General features: G+C 69.7%; 14 protein-coding genes and 1 tRNA gene. 5 read left to right on the top strand and 10 right to left on the bottom strand.

Annotated elements, in window-relative coordinates; genetic code table 11:
- Window positions 1-15: 15 nt before the first annotated feature.
- On the bottom strand, window positions 16-723 hold the full coding sequence (locus LDQ05_RS10605) for a TVP38/TMEM64 family protein (RefSeq protein WP_226436924.1): 708 nt from the start codon (window positions 721-723) through the stop codon (window positions 16-18).
- A 247-nt stretch (window positions 724-970) separates the two neighbouring features.
- On the opposite strand from LDQ05_RS10605, the gene LDQ05_RS10600 reads away from it, so the two are divergent.
- Genes LDQ05_RS10600 through meaB form a run of 3 tightly spaced genes read left to right on the top strand, consistent with a single transcriptional unit; the run spans window position 971 to window position 6,119 of the window.
- Complete coding sequence (locus LDQ05_RS10600) at window positions 971-2,839, top strand: methylmalonyl-CoA mutase family protein (RefSeq protein WP_226436923.1); 1,869 nt, start codon at window positions 971-973, stop codon at window positions 2,837-2,839.
- Entirely contained in the window at window positions 2,840-5,086 is a 2,247-nt protein-coding gene (gene scpA / locus LDQ05_RS10595; RefSeq protein WP_226436922.1) for a methylmalonyl-CoA mutase, read from the top strand.
- Window positions 5,087-5,093: 7 nt separating this feature from the next.
- The gene (gene meaB, locus LDQ05_RS10590) at window positions 5,094-6,119 is read left to right on the top strand and encodes a methylmalonyl Co-A mutase-associated GTPase MeaB (protein WP_226436921.1); all 1,026 of its coding nucleotides are present in this window, start codon (window positions 5,094-5,096) and stop codon (window positions 6,117-6,119) included.
- 37 nt (window positions 6,120-6,156) lie between these two features.
- Here meaB and LDQ05_RS10585 read toward each other — a convergent pair whose 3' ends face one another.
- The 7 genes from LDQ05_RS10585 to LDQ05_RS10555 all read right to left on the bottom strand — a co-directional run bounded on the left by LDQ05_RS10585 (window position 6,157) and on the right by LDQ05_RS10555 (window position 13,126).
- Window positions 6,157-6,765, bottom strand: coding sequence for a hypothetical protein (locus LDQ05_RS10585; RefSeq protein WP_226436920.1), 609 nt, complete (start codon window positions 6,763-6,765; stop codon window positions 6,157-6,159).
- A gap of 66 nt (window positions 6,766-6,831) precedes the next feature.
- Complete coding sequence (locus LDQ05_RS10580) at window positions 6,832-8,160, bottom strand: glutaminase (protein ID WP_226436919.1); 1,329 nt, start codon at window positions 8,158-8,160, stop codon at window positions 6,832-6,834.
- Window positions 8,157-9,101 carry a sulfite exporter TauE/SafE family protein gene (locus LDQ05_RS10575; protein WP_226436918.1) on the bottom strand — a complete coding sequence of 315 codons (945 nt, stop codon included), beginning with the start codon at window positions 9,099-9,101 and terminating at the stop codon, window positions 8,157-8,159. Before LDQ05_RS10575 ends, LDQ05_RS10580 begins: the two co-directional genes overlap by 4 nt.
- Window positions 9,102-9,433: 332 nt before the next feature.
- Window positions 9,434-10,678: a saccharopine dehydrogenase family protein gene (locus LDQ05_RS10570; protein ID WP_226436917.1), complete on the bottom strand. Its 1,245-nt coding sequence runs from the start codon at window positions 10,676-10,678 to the stop codon at window positions 9,434-9,436.
- Window positions 10,679-10,688: 10 nt separating this feature from the next.
- Window positions 10,689-11,075 (bottom strand): DUF2784 domain-containing protein, encoded by a 387-nt coding sequence (locus LDQ05_RS10565; RefSeq protein WP_226436916.1) that lies wholly within the window; start codon window positions 11,073-11,075, stop codon window positions 10,689-10,691.
- Between the two features lie 34 nt (window positions 11,076-11,109).
- Complete coding sequence (locus LDQ05_RS10560) at window positions 11,110-11,478, bottom strand: universal stress protein (protein ID WP_226436915.1); 369 nt, start codon at window positions 11,476-11,478, stop codon at window positions 11,110-11,112.
- Between the two features lie 178 nt (window positions 11,479-11,656).
- Window positions 11,657-13,126: an SDR family NAD(P)-dependent oxidoreductase gene (locus LDQ05_RS10555; protein ID WP_226436914.1), complete on the bottom strand. Its 1,470-nt coding sequence runs from the start codon at window positions 13,124-13,126 to the stop codon at window positions 11,657-11,659.
- 12 nt (window positions 13,127-13,138) lie between these two features.
- Between LDQ05_RS10555 and LDQ05_RS10550 the strand changes: the two genes are divergently transcribed.
- Window positions 13,139-13,366, top strand: coding sequence for a hypothetical protein (locus LDQ05_RS10550; RefSeq protein WP_226436913.1), 228 nt, complete (start codon window positions 13,139-13,141; stop codon window positions 13,364-13,366).
- 50 nt (window positions 13,367-13,416) lie between these two features.
- The gene (locus tag LDQ05_RS10545; RefSeq protein ID WP_226436912.1) at window positions 13,417-13,653 is read left to right on the top strand and encodes a PLDc N-terminal domain-containing protein; all 237 of its coding nucleotides are present in this window, start codon (window positions 13,417-13,419) and stop codon (window positions 13,651-13,653) included.
- Between the two features lie 13 nt (window positions 13,654-13,666).
- Here the strand turns inward: LDQ05_RS10545 and LDQ05_RS10540 are convergent, their stop codons facing one another.
- Window positions 13,667-13,849, bottom strand: a complete 183-nt coding sequence (locus tag LDQ05_RS10540; protein WP_226436911.1) for a hypothetical protein — start codon at window positions 13,847-13,849, stop codon at window positions 13,667-13,669.
- A 231-nt stretch (window positions 13,850-14,080) separates the two neighbouring features.
- Window positions 14,081-14,166 (bottom strand) — tRNA-Leu (locus tag LDQ05_RS10535).
- Between the last annotated feature and the right edge of the window lie 351 nt (window positions 14,167-14,517).

The following is a 14,517-nucleotide window of genomic DNA, read 5'->3' as shown; positions in this document are numbered from 1 at the left end:
CTTGAAAGAGAAAAATCAAGCGTTGAACCTTGACGGGGTGGCGGGTTCCGCATCGACCACCGCGTCGAGTGCCGACCCCGCCGGCTCGGGAAGCCGTGCTTCGAGCAGGAGGCCACCGACACCGAACGCGATGCACACCGCGGTCACCGCGACCAACGCGGGGCTGGACTGCCCTGTGAGTGCATCACCGAGCAGTACCACCGCGACCGTCCCCGGCAGGATTCCCACGACCGTCGCGAACGTGTACGGCACCATCCGCACCGACGACACCGCGCAACAACAGTTGACGACGAAGAACGGTGCCGCCGCGATCAACCGCAGCGACCCCACCGCGAGCCACCCGCGCCGCGCCAGTCGCAGGTCGATCGTCTTCGCGACGGGATGCGTCAGATGCGTGGCCACCACCTCGCGCCCCACCGCGCGCACCAGCAGGAACGCCAGTACCGCACTGATCGTCGTCGCGGCCGCCGTCACCGCGACGCCGAGTGCACCGCCGAACAGCACTCCGGCGCTGAGTGTGAACACCGTCCGGGGCACGGGGGCGATCGTCACCAGCGCGTGCACGACGAAGAACGTCAGGACGAGCACCGGCCCGTCCACCGACTCCGACCACTGTCGGACCTGCGAGATCGACGGATGCGGCACGAGCAGCGCGATCGCCGCCAACCCGGCCAGGAGAACGAGGATACCGACGACTCTGCGGTCCTTGAGAATCCTCGTCACGACCGCTCAGCCTACCGTCCCGACGTGCTCGACACCGCGGACGGAGGGGGTAGTGCAACGAACCACAGTGCCGTTGCGCATACTCATTATCGATCGTTAGCCAACCTGTGGTGATCCCCACAACAGATTCACCGTGTGTGCGGCTGGCATCACAGCCGTGTCGGCTTAATGTGTGTGCGTCGGAAACGTCTGCCCGGTCGACCCCGGCCACCGAACGCCTGCACACCCGCAGTAGGAGGAATCGCACGTGTCATTAGCTGCAGAAGCCGAGGACGCCGCGCGCGCGTACGCGCAGTGGCAGAAGGCGGTCGCGGGGGTGCTGGCCAAGTCCCGCCGCGTCGATCCGGCCGAACTGGGCCCCGAGCCGCAGCGTCTGCTCGAAACCACCACGTACGACGACGTCACCGTGTCCCCGCTCTACGGTGAACTCGACGAACACCCCGAGGCGCCGCTGCCCGGTGCGTTCCCGTTCGTGCGCGGTGGCTCCGCCACCCGCGACGTCACCGTCGGCTGGCTCGTCTCCGCGCGATTCGACGGAACCGACGCGAAAGCCCTCAACGAACGCATCATCGACGCCCTCGGCAACGGCGTGAGCGCCCTGTGGCTGCGCACCGGGGCCGACGCACTGCCCGTCGACGCGCTCGGTACGGCCCTCGACGGTGTCTACCTCGACCTCGCGCCGATCACTCTCGACGCCGGCGTCGACACCGCCGCCGCGGCGACCGCGTTCTACACGCTGCTCGACACCCGCACCGACGTCGCCGACCGCGCCGCCGTGCGTCTCGCGCTCGGCGCAGCACCGTTGACCAGTGCCTTCTCCGGCCGCGACGACGTCACCGTCGCCGGGGCCGTGGACCTGGCGCTCGCCGCCGCCGACCGCGGCGAGAACGTCCGCGCACTCACCGTCGACGGCACCGCGTTCCACAACGCCGGAGCATCCGATGCCGAGGAACTCGGTGCGTCGATCGCTGCGGCCCTCGCCCATGTGCGTGACCTCGTCGCCGTCGGACTGCCCGTCGAACGGGCCCTCGGCCAGCTCGAGTTCCGGTTCTCCGCCACCGACGACCAGTTCCAGACCATCGCCAAGTTCCGGGCCGCCCGGCAGTTGTGGGCGCGCGTCGCGCAGGTCGTCGGGGCGCCGGACGCCGGGAACGCCCCGCAGCACGCGGTCACGTCCGCGGCGATGATGGCCCAGCGCGACCCGTGGGTGAACATGCTGCGCACCACCCTCGCCACCTTCGGCGCGGGCATCGGTGGCGCCGATTCGGTCACGGTGTTGCCGTTCGACGCGGCGCTGCCCGCCGGCAGCCTCGACGTGTCCGAGTCGTTCTCGGCCCGCATCGCGCGCAACACCCAGCTGCTGCTGCTCGAGGAGTCGAATCTCGGTCGTGTCCTCGATCCGGGCGCCGGATCCTGGTACGTGGAGGAACTCACCGCGCAGGTCGCCGCGAAGTCGTGGGAGTTCTTCCAACAGATCGAGGCCGCGGGCGGCTACCTCGCGGCACTCGACGCAGGACTCCTCGGTGAGCGGATCGCCGCGACGCGCGAGCGCCGCGCGTCGGACATCGCGCATCGACGCACCGCCGTCACCGGAGTCAACGAGTTCCCGAACCTCGCGGAGAACCCGCTGCCCGCCGGTGCCGCCACCGCCGGCGACATCGCGGTGCGATACGCCGCGCCGTTCGAGGCGCTGCGCGACCGCTCCGATGCGCATCTCGCTGCGCACGGCGCCCGCCCGACGGTGCTGCTCGCGCCGCTCGGCCCGGTCGCCGAACACAATGTGCGCACCACGTTCGCGACCAACCTGCTGGCCGCCGGTGGCATCGCCGCCGTCGACCCGGGGCCGCTCGACGTCGACGACGACACGATCGCCGCCGCCGTCCGCGAATCCGGGGCCACGATCGCGGTGCTCTGCGGAACCGACGCCCGCTACGGCGAGCACGCGGCCGACGCCACCGCAGCCCTGCGCCGCGGCGGCATCACCACCGTGCTGCTCGCCGGACCGGAGAAGGCCGTCGGCGATGTGGGGGCGGAGGGCCGCCCCGACGGCTTCCTCACCGCCCGCATCGACGCGGTCGCGGCCCTGACCGACCTGCTGAACACCCTGGGAGCGTAAGTGAGCAACCAACACGAGATCGGCAGCTTCGCCGATGTCCCGCTGACGGACCCGGAGGCGCCGACACCCGACGCTCCCACCGCGGAGCAGGCCGCCACACTCGTCGAGTCCGTCGCGACCGCCAACAACTACACCGTCGACGACGTCGTGTGGAACACCCCCGAGGGCATCGACGTCAAACCGGTCTACACCAAGGCCGACCGCGACGCAGTCGTCGCCGAGGGCTACCCGCTCGGCAGCTACCCGGGTGTCGCCCCGTTCGTGCGTGGCCCCTACCCGACGATGTACGTCAACCAGCCGTGGACCATCCGCCAGTACGCCGGGTTCTCCACCGCCGCGGAATCGAATGCCTTCTACCGACGCAACCTTGCGGCCGGACAGAAGGGCCTGTCCGTCGCGTTCGACCTCGCGACGCACCGCGGCTACGACTCCGACCACCCGCGCGTGCAGGGGGACGTGGGCATGGCCGGTGTCGCGATCGACTCGATCCTCGACATGCGGCAGCTCTTCGACGGCATCGACCTGTCGCAGGTGTCGGTGTCGATGACCATGAACGGCGCGGTGCTGCCGATCCTCGCGCTGTACGTCGTGGCCGCGGAGGAGCAGGGCGTCAAGCCCGAGCAACTGGCCGGAACGATTCAGAACGACATTCTGAAGGAGTTCATGGTCCGCAACACCTACATCTACCCGCCGAAACCGTCGATGCGGATCATCTCCGACATCTTCGCGTACACCAGCGCGAAGATGCCGAAGTTCAACTCCATCTCGATCTCCGGCTATCACATCCAGGAGGCCGGAGCCACCGCCGACCTGGAGCTGGCCTACACGCTCGCCGACGGAGTCGAGTACATCCGCGCCGGACTGGACGCGGGCATGGACATCGACAAGTTCGCGCCGCGTCTGTCGTTCTTCTGGGCGATCGGCATGAACTTCTTCATGGAAGTCGCCAAGATGCGGGCCGGGCGTCTGCTGTGGAGCGAACTCGTCGCGAAGTTCGATCCGAAGAACGCGAAGTCGCTGTCGCTGCGGACGCACTCACAGACCTCCGGCTGGTCGCTGACCGCGCAGGACGTGTTCAACAACGTGCCGCGCACCTGTGTGGAGGCCATGGCCGCGACCCAGGGGCACACCCAGTCGCTGCACACCAATGCGCTCGACGAGGCCATCGCGCTGCCGACGGACTTCTCCGCGCGTATCGCCCGAAACACGCAGTTGCTGCTCCAGCAGGAATCCGGCACGACCCGTCCGATCGACCCGTGGGGCGGATCGCACTACGTCGAGTGGCTCACTCACCAACTCGCCGAGCGGGCCCGGGCGCACATCGCCGAGGTCGAGGCGGCGGGCGGTATGGCGCAGGCCATCTCGGAAGGCATCCCGAAGTTGCGCATCGAGGAGGCCGCGGCCCGCACCCAGGCCCGCATCGACTCGGGCCGGCAGCCGCTGGTCGGCGTCAACAAGTACGTGCCGGCCGAGCCGGACAGCATCGAGGTCCTCAAGGTCGACAACACCAAGGTGCGTGCGGAGCAGATCGCGAAGCTGCAGCAGTTGCGCGCCGAGCGTGACGAGGCGGCGTGTCAGGCGGCGCTCGCCGAGCTCACCCGGGCCGCCGCCTCGAACGAACGCGGCATGGAGAACAACCTGCTCGCGCTCGCGATCGACGCGGCCCGAGCGAAGGCGACCGGCGGTGAGATCTCGGACGCGCTCGAGAAGGTCTACGGTCGGCACCAGGCCGAGATCCGCACGATCAGCGGTGTCTACCGGGACGAGGCCGGAAAGGCGGGCAACATCAGCACGGCAACCGAACTCGTCGCCAGGTTCGCCGAGGAAGAGGGGCGTCGTCCCCGCATCCTCGTCGCGAAGATGGGACAGGACGGGCACGACCGCGGCCAGAAGGTGATCTCGACGGCCTTCGCCGACCTCGGCTTCGACGTCGATGTGGGACCGCTGTTCCAGACCCCGGAGGAGGTCGCCCAGCAGGCGGCCGACAACGACGTGCACGTCGTCGGTGTGTCGTCGTTGGCCGCGGGACACCTGACCCTGGTGCCCGCGTTGAAGGCCGCCCTCGCCGAGGTCGGCCGCGAAGACATCATGATCGTGGTCGGCGGCGTCATCCCGCCGGGTGACTTCGACGAACTGTACGAGGCCGGCGCCACTGCCATCTACCCGCCCGGCACCGTCATCGCCGATGCCGCGTCGGGTCTGCTGCGCAAGCTCGCCGACCAGCTCGGACACGACCTCGGGAGCTGATACGCCGATGGGAGACACTTCGGTTCGGGCGGCGACGGCCCGTCGCCGCCCGGTCGATCTCGACGCCCTCGCGGACGCCGTACTCGGGAGCGACCGGGCCGGTCTGGCCCGCGCGATCACCCTGATCGAATCCACCCGCGACGATCATCGGGATCAGGCCCAGCAGCTGCTGCTTCGTCTGCTCCCGCACGCGGGAGGCGCCATGCGCATCGGCATCACCGGTGTGCCCGGAGTCGGCAAGTCGACGTTCATCGACGCGCTCGGCATGTTCCTCGTCGAGAAGGGGCATCGCGTCGCGGTGCTCGCCGTGGACCCGTCGTCCACCCGCTCCGGCGGGTCGATCCTCGGCGACAAGACGCGCATGGCCCGGTTGTCGGTGCGGCCCGAGGCCTACATCCGGCCGTCCCCGACGGCCGGGACGCTCGGGGGTGTCGCCAAGGCGACCCGCGAGACGATGGTGTTGCTCGAGGCCGCCGGGTTCGACGTGATCCTCGTCGAGACCGTCGGTGTCGGCCAGTCCGAGGTCACGGTTGCGAACATGGTGGACTGCTTCTGCTTCCTGACGCTGGCCCGCACCGGCGACCAGTTGCAGGGCATCAAGAAGGGTGTGCTCGAACTCGCCGATCTGGTTGCCGTCAACAAGGCCGACGGCGACCACGAACGCGACGCCCGGGTGGCCGCCCGCGAACTCGCCGGCGCGATGCGCATGGTGCACCCACACGACGCGCTGTGGAAACCGCCGGTCATCACCATGAGCGGTCTCGAGGGCAGGGGCCTGGACGAGTTCTGGGGCACCGTCCTCGAGCACCGTGCCGTGCTCGGTGAGGCCGGGCAGTTCGAGGAGAACAGGCGACGGCAACAGGTCGACTGGATGTGGACGATGGTGCACGACCAGTTGCTGCGCCGTCTCGAGACGAATCCCGCTGTCCGACGGATCCGGGAGGACACCGAAGCTGCGGTGCGGGACGGCTCGTCGACCGCCGCGCTGGCCGCTCAGCGGATCCTGTCGGCGTTCGACGGCAGCGACGGGTAGAACCGACCGGGCGCTCCCCGTCGCCGCCACCGGGCACTCAGAGGTCGAGCAGGTCCGTGACCACCCGGACCGCGGCTGCTCCGTCGAGGGCCGTGCCGTCCGCCCAGTGGCCGCCGGTGACGGACACCTGGACGTCGGGCAGTTCGACGGTGGTGACGACGGGCCCCGGTTCCCCGGCGGCGTAGGACAGCGCGTAGGCGACGCCTCCGGCCGCGTCGATCGCGTCGTCGTCGAGCACCTCCATGCCCCCGGCCTCGAGCACGGTGGCGTCGGAGACGACCCCGGTTCCGGCGGCGAGGGTCACTCCCACGGAACGTTCGCCGCCGGGGGACATCCACATGCACGACACGGCGTAGGGGCTGACACCGTTGCCGGAATCCTGCTCCAGGCCGTCGAGGTGATCGCCGAGGGCGGGTGCGACGGCACCGCAGTCCGGGAACCGGGCGAGGAGTTCGTCGTCGAGGAGGGCATCGGCGGGGATGTTCTCGTCGCCGTAGATGTCGGCGAGCGCATCGTCGAATTCTGTGGTGACGTCGGTGGTGGCGGAGCCCTGGGTGGGCGCCGGATCGGTATCGGACGAGCATGCGCCGAGCAGGGTGGCGCAGGCGAGAACGGCGGGCAGGGCGAGGACGCGGTGTCGGATCACGCGAGGCATCGTATCCGTGAACCACCGATCTGTTGATCTTGGTGTCTCGGTCGACGGGTGCGACCCTCAGAGACGCCGGTACCCGTCCAGCGGTGCCAGGGAGGGCACCACCGCGTCGGACGCGCCGTCCCCGGCCCGATGGTGCGGATACAACACGTGCTCGGGATCGACCACCGTCACCCGCAACCCGTCGAGACGCAGCCGGCGCACCGCCTCCCGAAGCATCCGCTCGGCGACGTCGTCGACCGAATGCACCCGCCGCAGATCGAGGATCACCGAGTCGATTCGGCCGCGGGGACGGTCACCGGCCGGGGCGGTGTACGGTCCGTCGCTGTCGGACAGGGCCCGCAGGACGTGTTCGGCTCCGCTGAACTGCAACGTGCCCTGCAGGCTGCACACCCGCACCGTGTTGCCCCGTGGTCCCCGCAACACTCGGTCGCGCCGGATCGCGGAACGCGCGGGCTCCGGTGCGTCCATGATGTGCATACCCATGTCGGCGGACAGTCGCGTACACATCCGCACACCGCGGACACTCGATCCGTGCGCGTCCAGGCGCGGCGAGAACGTCGCGATACCGAACTGACCGGGAAGGGTGCCGAGTACACCACCGGACACACCGCTCTTCGCGGGGAACCCGACCGTCGACATCCAGTCACCGGCCGCGTCGTACATCCCACACGACATCATCACGCTGAGTACCTGCCGCACCACCTGCCGTGACGCGACCCGGCGCCCGGTCGACGGCTGGACACCGCCGTTGGCGAGGGTCGCGGCCATCAGCGCGAGATCCCGGGCGGTGACGGTGATCGAGCACTGGCGGGTGTACCCGCGCACCACATCCGCGGGATCGCCGTCGAACACCGCGTAACTGCGCAGCATGTTCGCGATCGCGGAGTTCCGGTAGGCGGTGCCCCACTCCGACTCGTACACCGCCTCGTCCACGCCGAGCTCACGACCGGCGAACGCGGACAGACCGCTGCGGATGCGTTCGAATCGCTCGTCGGGAGTCGCCGTCGCGGGGCCCACCAGAGCGTGCGTGGTCAGCGCGCCCGCGTTGATCATCGGATTGAGCGGACGTCCCGACTCGCGGTCGAGGGACAACTCGTTGAACGCCTCACCACTCGGTTCCACCCCGACGCGGTCCAGTACCGCATCCAACCCGAGTTCGGTCAGTGCCAAGGCGTACACGAACGGTTTCGAGATCGACTGGATCGAGAACGGTGAATCCGCGTCACCGGCGGAGTACACGATCCCGTCCACCGTGGACACGCACACCGCGATCCGGTCCGGATCGGCGTGCGCGAGCTCCGGAATGTAACCGGCGGTCGCACCGGGATTGTCGGAGCCGCACGCCTCGACGACCTCGAGGAGATAATCGGGGATCGGGGACCTCATGCCGGACCGGGAAGATCTTCCTGGAGCGACGGCGCCGCGGGCGCGTTGAGCTTCTCGAGCGAGCCGGCGGACTCGGCGCGGGTGAGCCGCGAACGCTTCCACGACACGGTCAGGAGCGCGATCCAACCGGCGATCAGCGCCGTGTAGACGACGGCGACGAGCGCCCCGTGCAGCTCCGCCGCGACGACGAGTTTGTGGGCGTTGGTGAGCACGATGATGCCGCCCACCGCGGTGCCCAGCAGCGTGGCGGGCACCCGCGACACCAGCCACGCGGCGAACGGTGCGGCGATCGCGCCGCCGATCGCCAGACCGGCGACGATCAGGAGATTGCCGAGCGACTCACGGCCGAGACCGAGGAGGAAACCGAGGCTGGCCGCGACCGCGACGAGGAACTCGGAGGCGCTCACCGACCCGATCACCGTGCGCGGCGCCGTCTTTCCGCGCGACAGCAGCGTGCTCGTCGTGATCGGCCCCCAGCCGCCGCCCCCACTCGCATCGATGAATCCACCGAAGAAACCGAGCGGTGACAGGAACTTCGCGGTGTGCGGGGACGTGCGTGCGTGCGCCACCGCCGGCGGCCGCACCGAGAACCGGAACGCCACGTAGAGACCGATCGCCAGCAGGATCGACGCGGTCACCGGCGCGGCGGCCTCCGTGGACAGCCCCGACAGGACGGTGGCGCCGAGAAACGCGCCGATCGCGCCCGGCACACCGAGTCGCAACACGACCTTCCAGTCGATGTTGCGGAATCTCCAGTGCGACACACCGGACACCAGGGTCGTCCCCACCTCGGCGAGGTGCACGGCGGCGCTGGCGTGCGCCGCACCCACCCCACTGAAGACGAGCAGGGTCGTGGCTGTGACACCGAACGCCATACCGAGGGCGCCGTCGACCAGCTGGGCGCCGACACCGACGAGCGTGAACACGAGCAGATTGAGCATGCGACGAGCTCCGTACGACTGGAAGTGACCGAGAACGACACGCCGAACGGAACGAACCGCTCAGCAGTACACCCGGGTACAACACGCACAGTCGAAGCATGCACCACGACGGGTCGGCCAGAACGCCATCAGCGCAAGCCGAGCAGCCGGAGCCGCCTCGTAGCTTGTCGCGTGCACGTTTCCGCCCGTCCTCACGTCGCAGATGCCGCCGCGGATGCGACGACCGATCGAGCATAGCCCGTCGGCGCCGCCGGACGCACCTCGGAGCCGAGGTGTGTCGGACACCGCGGCCACGGCGCGGACGGCGGGGAGGCCCACGGTGCCGGGCCGGTTCAGGGCAGCCGTCGCACCTCGATGTCGAAACCGGCCTCGCGCAGCCGCCGGGTGAGCACGTCCCCGAACGCGACCGCCGGGGTGAGTACACCCCCGCCGGCGTGCAGGGCGCCGCCACCCGTGGCGAGGGACAGCGCCGACTCGGCGAGCATCACCGCCGTCGCCTTGTAGCCGGGATCGCCCTGGGCCGCGAAGCGAGCCGTGTAGCGGGCACCCGATTCCGTGGTCGTGAACACGTCCACCGCGAAGTGGCCGTGCTCGCGGGTCTTCTCCGAGGGCCCCTCGCCGGGTGCGGGCAGCACCTTGTCGAGGACGAACCGCGTCGGCGCGAACCCGAGCCCGGCGACCAGCGCGCCGAGGCCACCGGCGACGATCGCCGCGAACACCGGCGACGCGAACGACGACCCCACGCTCATCACCTCCCGGTACCGGAACCGCCGACCGTACGACCAGCCGGTCAGCGCATTGCTGCGTCGGACCACCCGAGTGTTGTACGAGGCCATCACGAACGGTGCCTTCCATCCCGTGAGTTCCGGAGCGATCGACCGGCCGTCCACCATGACCACGTCGCTCTGCGCACCGAGATCGGGCTCGCCGTCCCGGTCGGGGGAAAGTGAGTACGGGGAGGCGGCGAGTCGCCGCGCGGCACGGTCGCGGCGCACGACGTCGATCTGTGTGCGCAGCGAGTCGACGGTGCCGCCGCTGACACCGCCGCGCAGCGCCGACAGGACGAAGGTGGTCTCGGTGAGCGGGCCCGCGCCGTCCTCGTCGGCGGCGCGGTGCAGGGCATGCACCCCGAGATCCGACGGCACGGAATCGAAACCGCACGAGTGCACGATGCGTGCGCCGGTGCTGCGGGCCAGATCGTCGAACCGGTCGATGCTCTCGCGATGGAACAGCACCTCCCCGGTGAGATCGACGTAGTCGGTGCCGGCCTCCGCGCAGGCCTGCACCAGCGGCAACCCGAACTTCGCGTACGGCCCGACGGTCGAGATCACGACGCGTGCGCGGGCCGCCAGCGCAGCCAGCGAATCCGGATCGCCGGCATCGGCGACGAGCAAAGGCCAGGTCGTGGCCACCGGGCCGAGTTCGGCCCGCACGGCCTCCAACCGCGACCGCGAACGTCCGGCGAGGCCGACGGTCACGGTCGGGGGGAGGTGTTCGGCGAGGTACTTCGCGGTGAGGCGGCCGACGAAGCCGGTTGCACCGTAGACGACGACGTCGATCTCGTGGGGAGCGGTCATGCGCGCAACCCTACTGCCGGGTAAGTCCCGGTGCGAGCCTTCGCGCGGCGCGGCGCCGCCACCACAGGCCCGTCCACGACGCGAGCACGCAGACCGCGACTGCGATGCGCACCAGGCCGACCGCCGACTCCGGGTACACGACACCGGTGAGGTAGTGTGCGATGAACCCGTCCGGTGGCAGCGACGCCGCGCCCGCCGACCGTCGTGCCCAGTTCTCCAGCGAGGTCAACGGACACTCGAACCCGATCGCCACCGACCCCGCGCCCCACACGACCGCAGCAACGTGCAGGACCACGGTGCGCGGCCACCGCCAGGTCAAGAACCCGCCGAACGTGACGTAGAGCACGAACAGCAGGTGGACGGACGCGACGACGTCCGCCAGTAGCCGGTACGCCATGGCACCAGCGTAGGCGTATCGCGGCGGGCGCGGCTCAGCTCTCCTTGACGACCAGCACCGGTACGGGCGACTCGACGATCAAGCGTTGCAGTCCGCGCTCGAGCAGGAACTTGCCGGTCGCGGTGCGGCCGCGGCTCCCGGCGACCAGCCTCGAGGCGCCGCTGCGTTCGAGCAGCGCGACGAGCGACCCGACGGGATCACCGTCGTGGACGTCGGCGAGCACCTCCCAGTCGCCCTCGCCCAGGATGTCGCGGACCGCGGCGGTGACCACGCCGGCATCGGCGGGGTCGTCGAGCGGATGCAGCACGATCAGGGACGTGCGGAGGTCGGCTGCTTCGCGGGCCGCAGCCCGCAGGGCGACACGACCCTCCTCGGAGTCGGCGTGGACGACAGCGACAGACATGACTCTCCTCGGCGTGACACAGCGGAACGGGCGCGAGACCCGGTCCTCGACGCGGACCCGGACGGCCCCCGTGTCTCCAGTATCACTGCCCGGTCGCGCTGTCCGCGCATCGTCTACCTGTGGAACCGATCTCGACCAGCGCCGACGTGTTCGGAAAATCTCATCGGACCCCGCCCTGTCACCACGGAGCGGGCCGGTAGTCCTTGAGGAAACAGCCGTGCAGATCGATCCCCGCCTCGCCCTGCACGATCGGGTCGTACACCCGCGCGGCCCCGTCGACGAGGTCGAGCGGCGCGTGGAAACCCTCCTCGGCGAGCCGCATCTTGGTGTGGTGCGGGCGTTCGTCGGTGATCCAGCCGGTGTCCACGGCGGTCATGAGGATCCCGTCGTCGAGCATCTCCTCCGCGCTCGTGCGGGTGAGCATGTTCAACGCGGCCTTCGCCATGTTGGTGTGTGGGTGCCCGGCGCCCTTGTAGCGGCGCCCCGCGAACTGCCCTTCCATCGCCGAGACGTTCACGACGTACTTGCGGCGGGCCGGTGATGCAGCCAACGCCGGGCGCAAACGGTCGACGAGAATGAACGGCGCCACCGAGTTGCACAACTGCACCTCGAGCAGTTCGAGCGGCTCGACCTGACCGACCGTCTGCACCCAGCTGTTGGTGTGCACGAGGTCGGGCAGTAGGCCGCCGGCGTCCACGGCGACCCCGGCCTCGATCCGTTCCGGCGTCGCCGACCCGGCGACCATCGCCAGCGCCGACACGGCGTCCGGGGACAGCGCCGAGGAGGTCAGGGACCCTGCGAGCGCTGCGGGATGCGCGTCCGACGGCTTGCCGAACGTGAGGACATCGGGGCGGGGGCCGGAGGGCAGCGGTGCGGTCTCCGCCTCCGCGAGTGCCGAGTAGGCACCGGGGGAGCGACGCACCGTCTGGGCGGCGTTGTTGATGAGGACGTCGAGTGGGCCCTGCGCGGCGACGTCGTCGGCGAGTGCGACGACCTGCGCGGGATCACGCAGATCGATTCCGACGATGCGGAGGCGATGCAGCCAGTCGGCGCTGTCCTCCATCGCGGAGAACCGGCGGATCGCGTCGTTGGGGAAACGTGTGGTGATCGTGGTGTGCGCGCCGTCGCGCAGCAGCATCAACGCGATGTACATGCCGATCTTCGCGCGACCACCGGTCAGCAGTGCGCGTCGGCCCGTCAGATCGGTGCGCGCGTCCCGCTTCGCGTGGTTCTCGGCGGCGCAGTCCGGGCACAGCTGGTGGTAGAACGCGTCCACACGCGTGTACTTGATCTTGCAGACGTAGCAGTGCCGCGGACGCAGCAGCGTGCCCGCGCTGGTACCGCGCGTCGACGTGGTGAGGGGTATCCCGGCGGTCTCGTCGTCGATCCGCTGCGGGGAGCCGGTAGCGGTCGCGGCGAGGACCTCCCGGTCGGCGGCGACCTTCCGGCTGCGGGCCTCGTTGCGGCGCAACCGCTTGAACTTCTTGAACATGTGCCCCACCGCCCGCTGCACCGCGATCGCGTCCGGGTGGTCGGCGTCGAGACCGGCGGCGAGATCGAGGACCCGCAGACAGGTCTCGAGGTCGGCGGGGTCGATCGAACTCGGCGGTGCGGCGGGATCAGCCGGGGTGTCGCAGTGGGTGCTCATGAGCCTTTTCCGATGTGGTGCGGTAGCACCCGATGGTATCGGGCGCTACCGGAGCGTCCGTCCGCGGATGCGCGCGCTGCCGGCCCCGTGGTCGTCGACACCGGCTTCGCGCGATGGATGGCCGAACTCGTTCTCGCCGCGGCGGGTCTCGCGCAGGACATCCTCTCGGGTGCCTTCACCGATGAGAATGTCGTCGTGTTCGTCGAGCGTCTTCTCGACCTCCCCGCCGGTGTGCGGTAGCAATGGGACGGTATGGGCGCGCGCGCCGTCACCGCTGCGAGGAGAACCGAATGAACCGAACGGACCGGACCTGCCGCACGACACGATTCGCGGATCTACCCACCCCGAAGAAGATCGTGATCGTCGTGCTGGCGAGCATCCAACTCGCCCTCGCCGTGACGGCCTGGGCGGACCTCGCGCGACGACCCGCCGACAAGGTGGACGGCAGCAAACTGAAATGGGCGTCGATCATCGCGATCAACTTCGTCGGCCCGATCGCCTACTTCCGGAAGGGGCGGCGCGACTGACCGTGACCCACGCTCACCAGGATCGCGCCGCCGCCTGCCGCTGCTGACGTCGACCGCCCTTGCCGTCGTGACGGCGCCGCGACGGAATGCGTCGCGCTCGACGACGCAATGCCAGTTCGTGCTGCAGGCGTTCGGCCGGCAACCTACCCGGCCCGTGGATGTGCGTGCCGTCGGCACGCTCGATCGTCGATCCCACAGTTCCTCTCCCTCCCGAACCGGACGTCACAGTAGAACGCGCCACCGACACAGCGGGCAAAGGAATCTCGGGCAAAGGAGTTTCGTGATCGCACGTCGGCGTGAGGGGAGCGGGGCGCATCCGCCCGGTCATGCGCGACAGGAGTGCGTGAGCCGAACGAAGACGAGGCCACGAACTCCGGGGAGTTCGCAACCTCGTTCGTCGCTTCGGCGGTTCGGGGAACCGCTGGTGTGTCCGAGGGGGGACTTGAACCCCCACGTCCGTTAATAGGACACTAGCACCTCAAGCTAGCGCGTCTGCCATTCCGCCACTCGGACCGACGCCCGTGCGGGGCGTGCGGTTGCGCTCCCGCTCTCGCGGGCGCTGACGAAACAGTAGCGTATGGATACCGCGATCCCCAATTCGCCTGGATGACGGCCGTCGGTCCGCCGCGTCGCCCCGCTCACCCGTCCTGGTTCGCGTCCGGTCGCGTCCGGCGACCCGAGCGAATGTACCCCTCGCTCGAATCAATCGATCGAGCGATACGTTCGCTCGAACGGAGGGGAGGGCGAGCAGTTGATGCCCAGGCCCGCGGCGATCGCGAACGGATAGTTCGCGACCACACCGAACACGATGCTCATCAGGCCGGCCACCAGCGCGGTGACGGCGGCGACCTGGTTGACCGGCAG

The sequence above is a fragment of the Rhodococcus yananensis genome (genome assembly GCF_020515525.1).
In the GTDB taxonomy this organism is placed as follows: Bacteria; Actinomycetota; Actinomycetes; order Mycobacteriales; family Mycobacteriaceae; genus Rhodococcus; species Rhodococcus yananensis.
Note: the sequence above shows the minus strand (reverse complement) of the source record. Positions and strands in the feature narration are given on the sequence as shown.

Coding starts and splice junctions, on each gene's coding strand:
- LDQ05_RS10545 (WP_226436912.1), top strand. CDS start 13,417: ATGAACCGAACGGACCGGACCTGCCGCACGACACGATTCGCGGATCTA.
- LDQ05_RS10570 (WP_226436917.1), bottom strand. CDS start 10,678: ATGACCGCTCCCCACGAGATCGACGTCGTCGTCTACGGTGCAACCGGC.
- LDQ05_RS10580 (WP_226436919.1), bottom strand. CDS start 8,160: ATGAGGTCCCCGATCCCCGATTATCTCCTCGAGGTCGTCGAGGCGTGC.
- LDQ05_RS10555 (WP_226436914.1), bottom strand. CDS start 13,126: ATGAGCACCCACTGCGACACCCCGGCTGATCCCGCCGCACCGCCGAGT.
- LDQ05_RS10550 (WP_226436913.1), top strand. CDS start 13,139: ATGTGGTGCGGTAGCACCCGATGGTATCGGGCGCTACCGGAGCGTCCG.
- meaB (WP_226436921.1), top strand. CDS start 5,094: ATGGGAGACACTTCGGTTCGGGCGGCGACGGCCCGTCGCCGCCCGGTC.
- LDQ05_RS10565 (WP_226436916.1), bottom strand. CDS start 11,075: ATGGCGTACCGGCTACTGGCGGACGTCGTCGCGTCCGTCCACCTGCTG.
- LDQ05_RS10560 (WP_226436915.1), bottom strand. CDS start 11,478: ATGTCTGTCGCTGTCGTCCACGCCGACTCCGAGGAGGGTCGTGTCGCC.
- LDQ05_RS10575 (WP_226436918.1), bottom strand. CDS start 9,101: ATGCTCAATCTGCTCGTGTTCACGCTCGTCGGTGTCGGCGCCCAGCTG.